The 17,076-nt window shown below is 64.9% G+C and carries 15 protein-coding genes; 9 read left to right on the forward strand and 6 right to left on the reverse strand.

The features are described from left to right. Positions 1-17: 17 nt before the first annotated feature. The 6 genes from ACZ2HM_RS03985 to ACZ2HM_RS04010 are packed head-to-tail and all read left to right on the forward strand — an operon-like array spanning position 18 to position 6,140. Positions 18-1,622, forward strand: a complete 1,605-nt coding sequence (locus tag ACZ2HM_RS03985) for a tetratricopeptide repeat protein (RefSeq protein WP_037476975.1) — start codon at positions 18-20, stop codon at positions 1,620-1,622. Continuing rightward, positions 1,609-2,490 (forward strand): 4-(cytidine 5'-diphospho)-2-C-methyl-D-erythritol kinase, encoded by an 882-nt coding sequence (locus ACZ2HM_RS03990; protein ID WP_037476978.1) that lies wholly within the window; start codon positions 1,609-1,611, stop codon positions 2,488-2,490. The genes ACZ2HM_RS03985 and ACZ2HM_RS03990 overlap by 14 nt, the downstream gene beginning before the upstream one ends. After that, a complete protein-coding gene (locus tag ACZ2HM_RS03995) occupies positions 2,487-3,200 on the forward strand; it encodes an N-formylglutamate amidohydrolase (RefSeq protein ID WP_470426293.1) in 714 nt (237 codons plus the stop codon). Before ACZ2HM_RS03990 ends, ACZ2HM_RS03995 begins: the two co-directional genes overlap by 4 nt. Continuing rightward, positions 3,197-3,559 (forward strand): hypothetical protein, encoded by a 363-nt coding sequence (locus ACZ2HM_RS04000; protein WP_037476984.1) that lies wholly within the window; start codon positions 3,197-3,199, stop codon positions 3,557-3,559. Before ACZ2HM_RS03995 ends, ACZ2HM_RS04000 begins: the two co-directional genes overlap by 4 nt. Beyond that, the gene (locus ACZ2HM_RS04005) at positions 3,556-4,938 is read left to right on the forward strand and encodes an NAD(P)H-hydrate dehydratase (RefSeq protein WP_470426294.1); all 1,383 of its coding nucleotides are present in this window, start codon (positions 3,556-3,558) and stop codon (positions 4,936-4,938) included. The genes ACZ2HM_RS04000 and ACZ2HM_RS04005 overlap by 4 nt, the downstream gene beginning before the upstream one ends. Continuing rightward, on the forward strand, positions 4,935-6,140 hold the full coding sequence (locus tag ACZ2HM_RS04010; RefSeq protein ID WP_470426295.1) for a class I SAM-dependent RNA methyltransferase: 1,206 nt from the start codon (positions 4,935-4,937) through the stop codon (positions 6,138-6,140). Before ACZ2HM_RS04005 ends, ACZ2HM_RS04010 begins: the two co-directional genes overlap by 4 nt. Before the next feature lie 69 nt (positions 6,141-6,209). Here the strand turns inward: ACZ2HM_RS04010 and ACZ2HM_RS04015 are convergent, their stop codons facing one another. The 3 genes from ACZ2HM_RS04015 to ACZ2HM_RS04025 form a co-directional block, all read right to left on the reverse strand. Then, positions 6,210-7,400 (reverse strand): type III PLP-dependent enzyme, encoded by a 1,191-nt coding sequence (locus ACZ2HM_RS04015; RefSeq protein ID WP_037476990.1) that lies wholly within the window; start codon positions 7,398-7,400, stop codon positions 6,210-6,212. Between the two features lie 148 nt (positions 7,401-7,548). Continuing rightward, positions 7,549-8,721, reverse strand: coding sequence for a carboxynorspermidine decarboxylase (locus ACZ2HM_RS04020; protein ID WP_069064775.1), 1,173 nt, complete (start codon positions 8,719-8,721; stop codon positions 7,549-7,551). A 123-nt stretch (positions 8,722-8,844) separates the two neighbouring features. Further along, the gene (locus ACZ2HM_RS04025) at positions 8,845-10,050 is read right to left on the reverse strand and encodes a saccharopine dehydrogenase family protein (RefSeq protein ID WP_470426296.1); all 1,206 of its coding nucleotides are present in this window, start codon (positions 10,048-10,050) and stop codon (positions 8,845-8,847) included. Positions 10,051-10,246: 196 nt separating this feature from the next. Here ACZ2HM_RS04025 and ACZ2HM_RS04030 point away from each other — a divergent pair, with 196 nt between their 5' ends. Next, entirely contained in the window at positions 10,247-10,810 is a 564-nt protein-coding gene (locus ACZ2HM_RS04030) for a fasciclin domain-containing protein (RefSeq protein WP_470426297.1), read from the forward strand. 81 nt (positions 10,811-10,891) lie between these two features. On the opposite strand, the gene ACZ2HM_RS04035 is transcribed toward ACZ2HM_RS04030, so the two are convergent. Continuing rightward, entirely contained in the window at positions 10,892-12,475 is a 1,584-nt protein-coding gene (locus ACZ2HM_RS04035) for a cisplatin damage response ATP-dependent DNA ligase (RefSeq protein WP_470426298.1), read from the reverse strand. Positions 12,476-12,593: 118 nt separating this feature from the next. Beyond that, on the reverse strand, positions 12,594-13,589 hold the full coding sequence (locus ACZ2HM_RS04040) for a ligase-associated DNA damage response exonuclease (protein ID WP_470426299.1): 996 nt from the start codon (positions 13,587-13,589) through the stop codon (positions 12,594-12,596). Between the two features lie 131 nt (positions 13,590-13,720). On the opposite strand from ACZ2HM_RS04040, the gene ACZ2HM_RS04045 reads away from it, so the two are divergent. Together ACZ2HM_RS04045 and ACZ2HM_RS04050 are read left to right on the forward strand one after the other, a co-directional pair. Continuing rightward, positions 13,721-14,941 (forward strand): BtaA family protein, encoded by a 1,221-nt coding sequence (locus ACZ2HM_RS04045; RefSeq protein WP_470426300.1) that lies wholly within the window; start codon positions 13,721-13,723, stop codon positions 14,939-14,941. Continuing rightward, positions 14,938-15,582: a class I SAM-dependent methyltransferase gene (locus tag ACZ2HM_RS04050; protein ID WP_470426301.1), complete on the forward strand. Its 645-nt coding sequence runs from the start codon at positions 14,938-14,940 to the stop codon at positions 15,580-15,582. The genes ACZ2HM_RS04045 and ACZ2HM_RS04050 overlap by 4 nt, the downstream gene beginning before the upstream one ends. A gap of 151 nt (positions 15,583-15,733) precedes the next feature. On the opposite strand, the gene hemA is transcribed toward ACZ2HM_RS04050, so the two are convergent. Beyond that, positions 15,734-16,960 (reverse strand): 5-aminolevulinate synthase, encoded by a 1,227-nt coding sequence (hemA, locus tag ACZ2HM_RS04055; RefSeq protein WP_470426302.1) that lies wholly within the window; start codon positions 16,958-16,960, stop codon positions 15,734-15,736. Positions 16,961-17,076: the final 116 nt, after the last annotated feature.

Raw genomic sequence — 17,076 nt, forward strand, 5'->3', positions numbered from 1 at the left:
TCCTGTCTCTCTCGCTGATGATCCCGGCCGCCGCCGGGGCATCGGTCGATCCGCAAAGCGCGCTGCACACTTACGCGCAGGCGCGGTTGGCGGATAGCGACGGCGCGCTGGCGCTCGCCGTCGCCCATTATGGCGAGGCGCTGGCACTCGACCCCGACCGGGTCGAGATCGCCGAACGCGCCTATGTTCAGGCGCTGGAGAGCGGGGACAAGGCGCTGGCGCTGCGATCAGCGGCTTTGCTGGACCAGGCGGGCTTGTTGCCGCGCGATGGCACCTTGTTGCGGATCGGCGAGGCGCTGGAGCAGCGCAACTGGGTTGCCGCCGCGACGCTGGCCGACCGGATGGAAGAGGAGGGCAATTTCGCCTTTCTCGGCCCGATTTTGCGGAGCTGGATCGCGATGGGCGAAGGTGGTTCCGTGCCGCTCGCCATTGATGCGAAGGATCGATTCGCGGCGTTAGCGCAGCGTTATGTCGATGAACATCAGGCGCTGCTGGCGTTGAACGCGGGGGACATCGAAGGCGCGAAGCCGCCGCTGCGTCGCGCGATCGCATTGCGGCCCGCCGATGCCGGGTTGCGCCTGTCCTTCGCCACCCAATTGGCGGGGCGCAAGGCCAAGGCGGAAGCGCTGCTGCTGTTGCCACCGGGCCAGGCGCATTTCAGACAGGCGCGGGCCGAGATCGAGCGACGCAGGATCAAGGCTGCGCCACTGACCCCGGCGCAGGGCTATGCGCGGTTGCTGGCGCGGTTGGCGGTGGATATCGGGTCGGATCGGGAGGGCGTTGGGCTGGCGCTGCGGCTGGCGCGGATCGCGACCTTTGCCGATCCTGATTCGCCGGAAAATCATATCATTGCCGCGCGGCTGTTGACGGTCGCGGGTTTTGCCAAAGCCGCGATCGCGCAAGTGGACAAGGTGCCGCCTGCCGGTTGGTATGGCGCGCTGGCGCAAGCGGAGCGGGTGGACGCGCTGGCGGCCGATGGCCAGATGGACGCGGCGCTGACGCTCGCGCGCACGCTGGCGGTGGAGCCTGACGCGGAGGCGGAGCGCCATGTGCGGCTGGGCCGCCTGCTCGCCGAGCAGAAGGATTTCGATGGCGCAGCAGGCGCGTTTCGCGCGGCGCAGGCGCGTTTTGGCGATGCGGCCCCGCCCTGGTCGCTGCTGCTGTTCGAAGGCAGTGCGCTGGAACAGGGCAAGCGCTGGGACGAAGCGCGCGCGGTGCTGGAACGGGCTGCGGCGCTGGCGCCCAATGAGCCGGTCATCCTCAATTATCTGGGCTATGCGCAGATCGAGCGGCGTCAGAATGTCGCGGCGGCGCTCGACATGCTCAAAAAGGCAAGTGCGCTCAAGCCGCAAGACCCGTCCATTACCGATTCGCTGGGATGGGCGCAGTTCGTCACGGGCGACGTCAAAGCCGCCGTCCCCGTGCTGGAACGGGCGGCAGCGGGCGCCCCGGCCGACGTGACCATCAACGAGCATCTGGGCGACGCGCTGTGGACCGCCGGGCGACGCTATGAAGCGCGCTATGCCTGGGCCGCGGCGTCGATCCATGCGGAGGGCGACGTGGCGACGCGGATTGCCGCCAAGACCAAGGAAGGATTGAAGCCCGAATATGCCGCACCCTGACGCGGAACTGGAGGCCGATAGCTTCGTCGAAACCGCTTATGCCAAGGTCAATGTCGCGCTGCATGTGCGGGCGCGGCGGGACGATGGCTATCATGCGCTGGAAAGCCTGTTCGTTTTTGCCGAGCATGGCGACCGGCTGATCGGCCAGGCGACGGATGATGGCGCGATCGACCTGATGATCGACGGGCCGTTCGGCGGCGCGCTGGATGCGGGGCCGGGCAATCTGGTGGTGAAGGCGGCGCGGGCGTTGCAATCCTATCTCGGTGAACAGCGGGGTGCGGCGATCCGGTTGACCAAGATCTTGCCGGTGGCGTCCGGAATTGGTGGCGGATCGGCCGATGCCGCCGCGACCTTGCGACTGCTGGTGTGGCTGTGGGATGTCCGCATCGAGGAGCGGGAACTGGCGGCGCTGGCGCTCGATCTGGGATCGGACGTGCCGGCTTGCATCGCCAGCGTGACGCAACTGGTCACGGGGCGGGGCGAGGGACTTGCTCGGCATGCGGTCGAGGGGCTGGCGGGCATGGCGATGCTGCTGGTCAATCCGGGCGTTGCCGTGCCAACGGGGCAGGTCTTTGCCGGGTGGGACAGGCAGGATCGTGGGCCGCTTGATGCCGGGAGCTTGGATGCGCTGACAGGTTCGGGCCGCAATGATCTGGAATCACCGGCGATTGCGGTGGCTCCGGTGATTGCGGAGGTGCTAGATTGTCTCAACGCGCAACCGGGGCTGGTCCTTGCCCGTATGTCGGGATCGGGCGCGACCTGCTTTGCCTTGTTCGCGGATGACGCCGCTTTGGCCGACGCAGCAATGGCGGTGCGCATCGCCCATCCCGATTGGTGGGTGATGGAAACACGGATCGGCGTGGCATGAGCGAGGCCTTTACCCTGGTCGAAGCGGGTGGGCTGGACCTGCTGATCGTTACCGATCATGCGTCGGCGCATGTGCCGAAGGATATCGATCTTGGCATCGACCCGGTGCTGCGTGCCAACCATATTGCGATCGACATTGGCGTGGCGGCGGTCAGTCGGCTGCTCGCTGCGCAATTGGGTGGCACGGCAATATTGGGCGGCGTGTCGCGGCTGGTGATCGACCTCAACCGCGAAGAGGATGCGCCCGGCCTGTTGCCGGTGATGAGCGATGGCCATGTGATATCAGGCAACCGCGCTGCTGACCTGTCCGACCGGATGCGGCGCTTTTATCATCCCTATCATCATGCGATCGGGCAGCGACTGGCCATGATGGCCTCGCCCTTCATCCTGTCCGTCCACAGTTTCACCCCCCGGCTGGCGAGCGACCCGGAGCAGCGGCCGTGGGAGATCGGCATCCTCTATGGCGAGGATGATCGCGCAGCGCGAATCGCCATTCCCTTGCTGGAGGCGGCAGGGCTGATCGTCGGCGACCAGCAGCCCTATTCGGGCAAGCTGCTCAATGCGACGATGAACCGCCATGCCGAAGCCAATGGCATCCCGTATCTGGGTATCGAGATGCGGCAGGATTTGGTCGCGGACCCGGCGGGGCAGCGACGCTTTGCCGATCTGCTGGGACCGGTGGTGCTGGCTTGCCGGAGTGCGCTGACATGAGGCGTCACGGCTATTGGGGGCTGTTGCTGAGCCTTTCGGCGTGCGGGGCCGACCCCTCGGTGTTGGGAAATGGGCCGGACGCGCGCGTTGATGACGGCATGGCGGAATGTGCGATCGGGCCTGATGCGGCCTGGGCGCGGGATTGTGCGGTGGAGCGGGCGGGCAGTAAGCTGACGATCCGGCATCCCGATGGCGGGTTTCGCCGCTTCACGGTGCTGGACGATGGCCGGGGGCTTGAGGCCGCTGACGGCGCCGAGGAAGCCAAGCTCCAGTTGATCGACAAGGATCAGATCGAAATCCGCATCGGCGGTGACCGCTACCGCATGCCGGTTCAAGTGGCGGGGGCCGCGCCCCGATGACGGGCACGCCGATCCTGACCGCTGCGCAGATGCGGGCGGCGGAGCAGGCGGTGTTTGCGTCGGGTGTCCCGGACTATGCGCTGATGGAGCGCGCAGGCGCGGCGGCTGCCGCGATCATCTGGCGGGCAGGTGGACTGCGCGACACGCTGGTCTTGTGCGGGCCGGGCAATAATGGCGGCGATGGCTATGTGATTGCGCGGTTGCTGCGCGAACGGGGCGTGGCGGTGCGGGTGGCGGCGCTGGGCGAGAGCCGCACGCCGTCGAGCCAGCGCGCCCGCGCCGAATGGGGCGGGCCGGTCGAGGAGTTGGCGATGGCCGCACCTGCGAGCCAGCTGGTGGATGCGCTGTTCGGCACCGGCCTGTCGCGCGGAATGGACGGGGCGGCTGTCGCGCGATTGGCTGAACTGACCAACGCGGCGAGCCATAGCTATGCCATCGACCTGCCGAGCGGGGTGGAGACGGATAGCGGTGCGCTTCTTTCCGCCGTGCCGCGCTTTGGGCTTTGCATCGCGTTAGGTGCGCTCAAGCCCGCGCATCTTCTCTATCCGGCGGCGGGCTGTTTCGAGCGGCTGATCACTGCGCCGATTGGCATTTCTGCGCCGGATCAGGTTCACCGGCTGGGGCCGCCCCGGCTCATGGCTCCGGGGGCGGATACGCATAAATATACACGCGGCCTGGTGGCGGTGGTCGGTGGATCCATGCCCGGCGCGGCGCGGCTGGCGGCGCGATCGGCGGCGATGTCGGGTGCTGGCATGATTCGACTGTTCGCCATGGATGGGGCGATGGCCGGGCCGGATGCCATCATTCATCAACAGGCGCAGACGGCGGCGGACGTAGCGAAGGCACTGAACGATGACCGAATCGCCGTCGTGCTGGTCGGGCCGGGGTTGGGACGCGATGCAGGTGCGCGCGACCGGCTGGCGGCAGCGGTGGGGGCCAGCCATCGGCTGGTGCTGGATGCCGATGCGCTGACGCTGTTGGCGGTCGATGCCATTCCGCACGGCTCAGTCCTGACGCCGCATGAAGGCGAGTTTCGACGGCTGTTCGGCGATCTGCCCGGCAGCAAGATCGATCGCGCGCGGGCAGCGGCAGCGCAATGCGGCGCGGTGGTGATCTACAAGGGCGCGGACAGCGTGATCGCCGCGCCGGACGGACGGGTGGCGGTGGCGGCGGGGGCTTCGAGCTGGCTGTCGACGGCGGGGACCGGCGATGTGTTGGCCGGGCTAGTCGCCGGGCGGCTGGCGGTGACGGGCGATCCGTTTCGTGCCGCAAGCGAGGCGGTGTGGCTGCATGGCGATGCTGCGCGGCGGTCGGGTGCGGCGTTTGTTGCCGATGATTTGCCTGATGCGCTGCCAGCGGCTATCGCCGCGCGATTGTGACAGACAGCGACCCAGACATCATCATCCGTATCGCCGCCAGGGGCGATGGCATCACCGCCGATGACCGCCACGCGGCGCTGACCGCACCGGGCGACCGGCTTCTGCCCGATGGCACCATCGAACGCGGACCCCATCATGTCGCGCCGCCCTGCGTCCATTTTCCGGCCTGTGGCGGTTGCGAGTTGCAGCATCTCGATGACACCAGTCTGTCCGATTTCGTGACTGGGCGGGTAGTCGGGGCGCTCGCCGGACAAGGGGTGGCGGCGCAGACGGTGCTGCCCGCCCATCTGTCGCCGCCGATGACGCGACGGCGCGCATCGCTGCGCGCGGCGCGATCGGGGCGCAAGATCACCATCGGCTTTGCCGAGGCGGGCAGCCACACGCTCATCGACCTCACCATGTGTACGGTTCTCGACCCGCGCCTGTTCGCTTTGCTGGCACCGTTGCGGGACTTGCTGGCGCTGATCCTGCCGGACAAGCGGGCCGCGCATGTCCGCATGTCGTTGATAGACCAAGGTGTCGATCTGCTGCTCGAAGGCGTGCGGGTAGAGGGGCTGGCGGCGGATGAAGGGCTTGGCGATTTCGCGCGGACGCATGAGCTTGCCCGTCTGACGATCGACGAAGGCGACGGGCCGCAAACACGCTGGGAGCCTGAAGCGGCCACGGTGACGTTCGGTGGCGTGGCGGTCGGCTTTCCGACTTTCTCCTTCCTGCAGGCGACGCCCGATGGCGAAGCGGCGCTGGTCGCGGCGGTGCGCGATGCGATGCCGGAGACGGGGGCGATCGCCGACTTGTTCAGTGGCCTCGGCACCTTTGCGCTGGCGCTGGGCGCGGCGCGGCCGGTCTATGCGGCGGAGGGCGCGCGCGATGTGGTGCTGGCGCTCAAGCTGGCGGGCCAGCGGGCGCAGCGGCGGATGGTGGCGGATCATCGCGACCTGTTCCGACGTCCGCTGACGCCGGAGGAACTCAACCGTTTTGCCGCCGTCGTGCTGGACCCGCCGCGCGCGGGTGCGCGCGAGCAGGTGATGCAACTGGCGGCCTCGACCGTGCCGGTGATCGCCTATGTCTCCTGCAATCCGGCAAGCTTCGCGCGCGACGCGGTGCATCTGGTCGCGGGCGGCTATCGCCTGGAGAGCGTGCGCCCGGTCGGGCAATTCCGCTGGTCCACCCATGTCGAGATGGTCGGCATCTTCCGCCGATAAAAAATCCCTCGCCGCAGGGGGAAGCGGCGAGGGACTGGCATCCTCTCCAACAGGGAAACCGGGGTCGGTTTAGCCCAGCTTGATGACGGTTGCGCGACGGCGGGCGGGTACGGCTTCGGCATAGAGGCTGGCCATCGGCGCATCCTCCACTTCGATCGTCGCTTCCGACGTGAAGCCGTTGAAGCCGGTCCGCATCGCTGCGCCATAGGCGCCCAGCATGCCGATCTCGATATAGTCGCCGACGCCGACATCGGCGGGCAGCATGAACGGACCGACCATATGGTCCATATCGTCGCAGGTCGGGCCGTAGAAGGAGAAGCCGGTCTGCTCCGCCATGCTATCCTCTTCGCGCAGCAGCGCGACGGGGAAGCGCCAGCCGATATGCGCCGCATCGAACAAGGCACCATAGGCACCGTCGTTGATGTAGAGTTCGGTGCCGCGACGGCGCTCTACCCGGACGATGATGGAGCTATACTCGGCGGACAAGGCCCGGCCGGGTTCGCACCACAATTCGGACGAATAGCTGACCGGCAGGCTTTCAAAGCCACGGTGGATCGCATCGAAATAATTTTCGAGCGCGACCGGCTCCATGCCGGGATAGATGGACGGAAAGCCGCCGCCGACATCGATGATGTCGACCGTGACCGCCGCATCGACGATCGCCGCACGGACGCGTTCGATGGCGTCGCTATAGGCCTGCGGGCTCATCGCCTGGCTGCCGACATGGAAGCAGATGCCCAGGGCATCGGCAGCCTGGCGGGTGGCCATCAGCAGATCGCGGGTCTCGCCCAGTTCCGCGCCGAATTTCGACGCGAGGGACAGTTCGCTATGCTCGGACGATACGCGCAGGCGGACGCACAGTTCAAGATCGGTCGCGTCATTGGTGGCGCGCATGATCTTTTCCAGCTCGTCGATCGTGTCGAGCGAGAAGGTGCGCACGCCATGGACGGCATAGGCTTCGGCAATGGCTTCTTCAGCCTTGACCGGATGCATGAAGCAAAGCTTCGCGTCCGGCAGCGTTTCGGCGACGAGGCGCACTTCCGCGATGGAAGCAACGTCATAGTGCGAGATACCGCTGTCCCACAATGTCCGAAGCAAATCGGGCGAGGGGTTCGCCTTCACCGCATAGAGCGAGCGCCCCGGAAACTTCTCGACGAAGAATCGGGCTGCCCGAGCCGCAGCTTGGGGACGAATAAGCGTTACCGGTGCTGCCGGTGTGAGGGCGGTTGCTACCCCCAGCGCGCTAGGATGCTTGTGCAATTCAAGGGACCTCCAGTGTAGTCAAGGTGAAAGAAGCTGCCTTGCGGTGGAAGTCCCATGGGGCAGCGGACGGCCGCTATATGCGGAGGGGTCCCCCCTGTAAAGCGCATATGAAAATTTTGTTGCGCAAGGTCGCACGAAGCGTGCGTCAGGAGAGACGGGCCTTGAAGTCCTGATAGGAAAAGGCCCGGATTTGCCGGAGATCGTCAGTGGACGAGTTCCACAGCCAGATGGCGGGCAGGGGCACGCCGTTGAAGCTATTGGTCTTGACCATCGAATAATGGGCCTGGTCAAGGAAGGCGATACGCGCACCCGGTTCCGCGCCACCAGGCACATGATAGTCGCCAATAATGTCCCCGGCAAGGCAGGAGGGACCACCGAGTCGGACTAGCGGGCCTTCGCTCGGCTCATGCAGCATCGCGGGGCGATAGGGCGCCTCGATCACGTCGGGCATGTGGCAGGTCGCGGAGATGTCGGTGATGGCGACGGGCATGCCATTGTCGATCACGTCGAGAATTTCGCCGACCAATATGCCTGCGTCGAGCGCCATCGCTTCGCCTGGTTCCAGATAGAGGGTGAGGCCAGTCTTGGCCTTCACGCCCTGGAGAAAGGCGACGAGATCGTCGCGCTGATAATCGGCGCGGGTGATGTGGTGGCCGCCGCCGAAATTCAGCCATTTGAGGGTCGAGAGATGCGGCAGGATATGCGGTTCAACCGCCGCCCAGGTGCGTTCCAGCGGTGCCAAATCCTGTTCGCACAGATTATGGAAATGGATGCCGTCGACACCCGACAGATGATCGGGCGTCAACTGGCTGACGGGAAAGCCAAGGCGGCTGTGCGGCTGCGACGGGTCATATTTGGCGACCTCGCCCTCCGGGTTTTGCGGGTTGATGCGCAGGCCGATGTCGAAATCATGCCCGGCGGCGCGGGCAGCGTCGATCTGAGGCTTGAAACGGGCGATCTGGCCGGGGCTGTTGAAGATGACATGGTCGGAAATCTTGAGGATTTCGGCCAGGTCGTCGGGCTTGTAGGCGGCGCAATAGGTGGCGACTTCGCCGCTATATTCCTCGCGGCCAAGGCGCGCTTCGTACAGGCCCGACGCGCAGACGCCGTCGAGATATTCGCCCACGACGCTGCCCAGCGACCACATGGAAAAGGCCTTGAGCGCGCCCAGCACTTTGATGCCCGCGCGGTCGCGGACATCGGCGAGGATCGCCAGATTGCGCCGGATCGCGGCCTCATCCACCACGAAGGCGGGCGAGGGGACGCGATACAGATCGAAATGCGCGAAGGCGGCGGGATCGCCGGCTTTGGTTTCCATAGTAGAACCTCGTCATTCCCGCGAAGGCGGGAATCTATTTCCCGACGTCACATCTAGGGCTTGGGCAGGAGATGGATCCCCGCCTGCGCGGGGATGACGGAGTCAGGCTGGGATGCCCGCGCGTTAGAAATTCAGCGGTGCGTCCAGTTCCTTCACCTGCCAGGGCAGTCCATGCTTGTTGAGCATGTCCATGAAGGGATCGGGATCGAACTGTTCGATATTGAACACGCCTTCGCCTTTCCACGCGCCCGTCAGCATCATGGCGGCACCGATCATCGCGGGAACGCCGGTGGTGTAGCTGACTGCCTGGTTGCCGGTTTCGGCATAGGCGTCCTCATGATCGCACACCTGATAGAGATAGACGGTCTTGGCCTCGCCATCCTTCACGCCGGTCGCGATGTCGCCGATATTGGTCTTGCCCTTGGTGGTCGAGCCAAGGCTGGACGGTTCGGGCAGCACGGCCTTGAGGAACTGGAGCGGGATGATCTCCTTGCCCTCATACATGACCGGGTCGATGCGGGTCATGCCGACATTCTGCAGCACTTCGAGATGCTTCAAATAGGCGTCGCCAAAGGTCATCCAAAAGCGGATGCGTTTGATTTCGGGATAGAATTTGGCGAGGCTTTCCAATTCCTCATGATACATGAGGTACATATTCTTCTCGCCGACCTGATCGAAGTCGAACGTCTGCTTGTGGCTGAGCGCCGGGCCTTCGACCCATTCGCCCGCTTCCCAGTGACGCGATGGCGCGGTCACTTCGCGGATGTTGATTTCCGGGTTGAAGTTGGTCGCGAAATGCTGGCCATGGTCGCCGCCATTGCAATCGAGAATGTCGAGCGTGTCGATCGTATCGAGCAGATGCTTCTTGATGTAGCTGGCGAAGACGCTGGTCACGCCGGGGTCGAATCCCGAACCCAGCAACGCCATGATGCCTGCTTCCTTAAAGCGATCCTGATAGGCCCACTGCCAGCCATATTCGAACTTGGGCGTGTCGCGCGGTTCGTAATTGGCTGTGTCGAGATAGTCGGTCTTGGTCGCGAGGCATGCGTCCATGATGTTTAGGTCCTGATAGGGCAGGGCCAGGTTGACGACCAGCTTGGGCTGCACCTTCTCAATGAGCGCGATGGTGGCCGCGACATCATCGGCATCGACCTGCGCCACGTCGATGGTGACGCCGGTGCGGGCCAGAACCGATTCGGCGACCTTCTCGCAACTCACGATGCGGCGGCTGGCCAGCGTGATGTGCGAGAAAATATCGGGGTTCATCGCCATCTTGTGAACTGCGACAGACCCGACGCCGCCTGCGCCGATGACCAGAACCTTGCTCAATCTCGTCTCCATATCCTGTACGCGGCATGCGCGCTAAAAGGGTCATATAGGGGCTTGGCGTGACAGCGCAAAGTCAGATGCTTGGGCAGAGCGCACAGCACATGCCTTAAGGGGCAGTGGCGCAACCTTATCCAGTCCGCAAGCGTAAGGGCATCGCATCCCTATCAAGCCGATGCGTGGAAGAGGAAGTAAGCCCATGAAATTCTCGAACGTCTCGCTGGCGCTGGCCGCGACCCTGTTGTCCGTCAGTGGCGCGGCCCTGGCCAATCACCATATGGGAAAGAACCCGATGGTCGGCGGCGCGGCCATGTATCCGACCAAGGATATCGTCGATAACGCCGTCAATTCGAAGGATCACACGACGCTGGTCGCCGCCGTCAAGGCCGCTGGCCTTGTCGATACGCTCAAGAGCGCCGGGCCGTTCACCGTGTTCACGCCGACCAACGCCGCCTTTGCCAAGCTGCCCGCCGGTACGGTCGATACGCTGGTGAAGCCGGAAAATAAGGCGACGCTGACGAAGATCCTGACCTACCATGTTGTCGCGGGCAAGATGAACGCTGCCGACATCATCGCCGCCGCACAGGCCGCCGGTGGCAAGGCAACGCTGACCACGGTGGAAGGCCAGCCACTTACCGCATGGAAGGATGGCGATGCCGTGTATCTGCAGGATGCCAAGGGCGGCACGTCCAAGGTGACCATCGCCGACGTCAACCAGTCCAACGGCGTCATTCATGTCATCGACACGGTCTTGATGCCCTGATCCCTGTCGGGTGACATGAATGACGGCGGGCCAGCGGCGGGACAGTCCCGTTGCTGGCCCGTTTGTGTTGGTGAAGCAGGCTCAGCGCACCAGCTTCTTCAACTCCTCCACCGTATCCGCCTCTGCCGCAGGCTTGTCGCGCCGGATCCGGGCGATGCGGGGAAAGCGCATGGCAAGGCCCGATTTGTGCCGCTTGCTGTCGTGGATGCTGTCGAACGCGACTTCCAGCACCAGCGACTTTTCGACTTCCCGCACCGGGCCGAAGCGCGCCACCGTATTCTGGCGAACGAAGCAGTCGAGCATCTTGAGTTCCTCGTCGGTAAAGCCGCTATAGGCCTTGCCGACCGGATGCAGTTCGCCGTCCGCCGTCCAGCAGCCGAACGTATAGTCGGAATAAAAGGACGAGCGTTTGCCGTGTCCGCGCTGGGCGTACATCATCACGCAATCGGCGGTCAGCGGATCGCGCTTCCATTTATACCAGAGCGCGGCCTTGCGCCCGGCGACATAGGGGCTATCGCGGCGCTTGAGCATCACCCCTTCGATCGCGGCGTCGCGGGCACCGGCGCGGATGTCGGCGAGCGCGTCGAAATCGGCGGCGTCGATGATGGCGGACAGATCGAAGCGGGTGGCGTCGAGCTGCGGCATATAGGCTTCGAGCCGGGCGCGGCGGTCGGTCCAGGGCAGGGCGCGTAAATCCTCGTCGCCTTCGAGCAGCAGGTCGTAGAGGCGGACGAAAGCGGGGTAATCGGCCTGCATCTTGGCACTGACGACCTTGCGGCCAAGCCGTTGTTGCAGGGCGTTGAAACTGGCCGCTTCGCCGCCCTGAAACTCGCCGCGCACCAGCAATTCGCCGTCCAGCACGGCATGGCCGGTGAAGGCGGCGGCGATTTCGGGGAAGCTGGCGGAAATATCGTCGCCCGCACGGCTGTAGAGGCGGGTGTCGTTGCCCGTGCCGACGATCTGGATGCGGATGCCGTCCCATTTCCATTCGGCGACATAGTCGCTGAGGTCAACGCTGTCGGCTTCGAGCGGGTGGGCGAGCATGAAAGGGCGGAAGAAGGGCGTACCCGACGGGTCGGGGCGTTCGGTGCGGCCCTCCGCCCAGTCGAACAATGCGGCATAGGGCGGGGTCAGGGAATGCCAGACCTGTTCGACATCATCGACGTCTAGTCCGAACGCCTGTGCGAAACCCGTCTTGGCGAGGCGGGCGGAAATGCCGACGCGCAAGCCCCCGGTCGCGAGTTTGAGCAGGGCGAAGCGGCCGGACGCATCGAGATGGTTCATCATCTGCGCCAAAACGTCGGGCGCGGCGGCGCGGCTGGTGGCGTGAAGGCGATCGACCACGGTAGCGAGTGTCAGCGTGCCATCGTCCAGGTCGGGCGGTTCATTGGGTGGCGGGGGCCAGAGCAAGGCGACGGTTTCGGCCAGATCGCCGACATAGTCGCGGCTCATTTCATAGAGGACGGGATCGACGCGGGCGCGGATCATCTCGCCAATGGCGGAGGATTTGACCGCCTTGAGGTCGAGATTGCCGGTGAGGGCAGCGAGCGCCCAGCCGCGATCCGGGTCCGGCGCGGCGCTGAGATAAGCGGCGATCAGCGCCAGCTTGCCATTGCGCGAGCGGGTGTAGACGAGCGCGTCGAGCAGTTGGGAGAAGGATCTCATGATGTGACTTTGATTGCCGTTCGCCCTGAGCCTGTCGAAGGGCTTTTCTTCTTCTGAGGAAAAGAGAAGGGCTTCGACAGGCTCAGCCCGAACGGATGAAAGGTGGCGCTATTCATGTTCACCCTTCCTCCTCCTCGTCATCGCGTCCGACCAGCGCCAGCGCGCGGGCGCGGATCTGGTGGGTCATGCACCAGTGGAGCAGCGCTTCCTCGCGGCCATGGGTGATCCAGGTTTCGGTGGGGGCGACCTCGCGAATCGTGTCGGTCAACTCATCCCAGTCGGCATGGTCGGACAGGATCAGCGGCAGTTCGACATTCTTCTGCCGCGCCCGCTGACGCACGCGCATCCAGCCTGACGCCATGGCCGTGATCGGGTCGGGCAGGCGGCGGCTCCAGCGGTCGTTGAGCGCGGAGGGTGGCGCGACGACGATCGCGCCGCGCATATCCTTGGCCGCGACGCCGGTGGCAGGGCGCAGGTCGCCCATCTCGACGCCGAGTTCGGCATAGAGCGCACACATGCGTTCCATCGCGCCATGGAGGTAGATGGGGTCGCTATGCCCGCGCGCGCGCAGTTCGCAGATGACCCGCTGCGCCTTGCCTAGCGCATAGGCCCCGACCAAAACGCTCCGGTCAGGGTTGGCGTGGAGCGCGGCGAGCAGCCGGTCGATCTCGCTGCCGGTATCGGGATGGCGGAAGACGGGCAGACCGAAGGTCGCTTCGGTGACGAAAATGTCGCAGGGCACCGGCTCGAACGGGGGACAAGTGGGGTCGGGACGGCGCTTGTAATCGCCGGTCACGACGACGCGCTCGCCCGCATGGGTCAGCACGATCTGCGCCGATCCCAGCACATGACCCGCAGGCACATAGCGGATGGTGACGCCGCCCAGCCGGATTTCCTCGCCATAGCCTACCGCCGTGCCCGACGCGGTGCCATAGCGCAGCCCCATGATCGCCAGCGTTTCGCGCGTGGCCCAGACATGGCCATGGCCGCCGCGCGCATGATCGGCATGGCCATGGGTCACCAGCGCGCGTTCGCGCGGCATCGACGGGTCGATCCAGGCATCGGCGGGGCGGACATAGATGCCGGTGGGGTGGGGTTCGATCCAGTGAGCCATTCCCTCCAGAAGATGTGAGCGCGCCTGCGGTTCCGCAAGCTGGTCACAAGGACGTAACGCCATCGTCACGGCCACGACACGCATCTGCCCTATGCGCCGCCCACGACCCGACTGCGAGGAGGCTTAACGACATGGCGGCACCGGCACATCAGAACGTCACGCGCGCGGTGCATCGCCACCGGCATCTGTCCAAACAGGGGCTGCTGGAACGGGCCTTCACCTTTGCCTTCCGCGGCCTCGTCTATGCGCAGATATGGGAAGATCCCGCCGTTGACATGGAAGCGCTGGCGATCACGCCCGATTGCCATGTCGTGACGATCGCGTCGGGGGGCTGCAACGTGCTGTCCTACCTGACCGCTGATCCGGCGAAGATCACCGCCGTCGATCTCAACACCGCGCATATCGCGCTCAACAAATTGAAGCTGATGGCCGCTCGGACCTTGCCCGACCATGCCGCCTTCCACCGGTTCTTCGCGCAGGCGGACAGCAAGGAGAATATTGCGGCCTATCGCGACATCGTCGCGCCGCACCTGGATGAAGCGACGCGCCGCTATTGGGAAGGGCGCGACCTGATCGGGCGGCGGCGGATCGGCGGGTTTGCGCGCGGCATCTACAAACATGGCCTGCTGGGCCGCTTCATCGGCGCGGCGCATTTGCTGGCGCGGGTGCATGGGGTGGACCTGCGGCGAATGCTGGCGGCAACGTCGCGCGCCGAACAGCGCGAGATTTTCGAGCGGGAGGTCGCGCCGATCTTCGACCGCGCTTTTGTCCGCTGGCTCACCAGCCAGCCCGCCTCGCTCTTCGGCCTGGGTATCCCGCCCGCGCAGTTTGAAGCGCTGGCCGGTGACGCACGCATGGACGTGGTGTTGAAGGCCCGGTTGGAGAAACTGGCCTGCGACTTTGACCTGAAGGATAATTATTTCGCGGTGCAGGCGTTCGGCCGCGGCTATGACGGCGGGGAGGGCCCATTACCGCCCTATTTGCAGGCTGCCAATCATGACGCCGTCCGGGCACGGGCGGACCGCGTCGATGTGCGCCATGCTAATTTCACCGATTTCCTGCGCGAACAGCCCGATGCGTCGGCGGATCGCTACATCCTGCTCGATGCGCAGGACTGGATGGATGACGAGCAGTTGAACGCGCTCTGGGCGCAGATCACGCGGACGGCCAAGCCTGGCGCACGGGTGCTGTTCCGCACCGCTGGCGAACCCAGCATCTTGCCGGGCCGGGTTGTCGATGCGGTGCTAGACCTCTGGGTGTATCGCGCCGAAGCGTCGCTCGACTATACTGCGCGCGACCGGTCGGCCATTTATGGCGGCGTGCATCTTTATGTGCTGAAGGACGCGCTGTGAGCGACCATGGGCGGCTAATGGACGGGACCTATCGCTGGCAGCGCCACATCTATGACATCACCCGCAAATATTATCTGCTGGGTCGGGACGGCCTGATCGCCGACCTCGCGCCGCCATCGGGTGGCAGCGTGCTGGAGATTGGCTGCGGCACGGGGCGCAATTTGATCGCGGTGGGCAAGGCCTGGCCCCATGCGCGGCTGTACGGCGTCGATATTTCGCAGGCGATGCTCGACACCGCGCAATTGTCGGTCGAACGAGTCGGCATGGCGCGCTGCGTCCGCTTGGCACAGGGCGATGCCGTCGATTTCGATCCGATGGCGCTGTTCGGTCAAGCCACGTTCGACCGGGTGTTCATCAGCTATGCGCTATCGATGATCCCGCAATGGGAGGCGGCGCTGACGCAAGCCGCGCGCTGCGTTGCGCCGGGCGGTCGGTTGGAAGTCGTCGATTTCGGGCAGCAGGAAGGCTGGCCGGGCGTGTGGCGGCGGGTGCTGTTCGGGTGGCTGGCGCGGTTCCATGTGACGCCGCGCCATGTGCTGGGAGCGGCAATCGAGAAAGTGGCTGGGGACGTTGGCGGTGAAGCCAGCGTTCGGCCGCTTTATCGCGGCTATGCGCTGCGGGGTGGCGTGGCGTTGGGTTAATACGACCTCTCCCTGCAGGGAGAACTACCCATGTCGCACTGAACCCTCGCCCGTTCGGGCTGAGCCTGTCGAAGCCTTTTTCTTCACGGATAGAAATAAGGCCCTTCGACAAGCTCAGGGCGAACGGATGAAGTGGTCTTGCGGCGAGAATTCAAGCCGCGCGCCGCGCCGCCTTCTCCAAATCCAGCCGATCCCAAATCTCGACCAGCGCGTTCACCAGGTCGCGCATCATCGCTTCGGTGTGCGCCGGGCCGGGCGTGAAACGCAGCCGTTCGGTGCCGCGCGGGACGGTGGGATAGTTGATGGGCTGCACATAGGCGCCATATTCGGCGAGCAGGATATCGCTGATCCGCTTGGCCTTGACCGGATCGCCGACCATCAGCGGAACGATATGCGTCACCGACGGCATGACCGGCAGGCCAGCGTCCGCCATCATCGTCTTGAGCATCGCGGCAGCGGCCTGCTGGCCCTCGCGCTCTTCGCTCGATGCCTTGAGGTGGCGCACGCTCGCCAGCACGCCGGCGACCAGCACGGGCGACAGCGAGGTGGTGAAGATGAAGCCGGGTGCATAGCTGCGGATCACATCGACGATCATCTGGTCGGCCGCAATATAGCCGCCCATGACGCCGAACGCCTTGCCAAGCGTGCCTTCGATGATGGTCAGCCGATCCGCGACGTCATCGCGTTCCGAAATGCCGCCGCCGCGCGTGCCATACATGCCCACGGCATGGACTTCGTCGAGGTAGGTGAGCGCGTTGAACTCGTCGGCCAGGTCGCAGATTTCCGCGATCGGCGCGACGTCGCCATCCATCGAATAGACGCTTTCGAAGGCGATGAGCTTGGGCGCTTCGGGGTCTTCGGCAGCCAGTAATTCGCGCAGATGCTCGACATCATTGTGGCGGAAGACGCGCTTTTCGCAGCCCGAATTGCGGATGCCCGCGATCATGCTGGCATGGTTGAGTTCATCGGAAAAGATGATGCAGCCGGGCAGCAGACGCGCCAGCGTCGCCAGCGTCGCTTCGTTCGAGACATAGCCCGACGTGAACAGCAGGGCGGCTTCCTTGCCATGCAGGTCGGCCAGTTCGCCTTCCAGATCGACATGATAATGGGTGTTGCCGCCGATATTGCGGGTGCCGCCCGACCCGGCGCCGACATCATGCAGCGCCTCTTCCATCGCAGCGATCACCTTGGGATGCTGACCCATGGCGAGATAGTCGTTGGAGCACCAGACGGCGATCGGCTTGGGGCCGTTATGGCCGTGGAAGCAGCGCGCATTGGGGTAGGAACCGCGATTGCGGAGGATGTCGATGAACACCCGATACCGGCCTTCTTCATGAAGACGGTCGATCGCCTGCGCAAAGATATGCTTGTAGTTCACGCTCGCCCTATCCCTTGATGGCCCGCATCCTCTGGGTGCGGCGTTTACCGGTAGATGGCGCGCATTACCAGCGCTAACCGCTCGCAGACATAGGGGGAAATACCGATCAGTGATAT

The organism is Sphingobium sp. KKT206 (assembly GCF_055640555.1).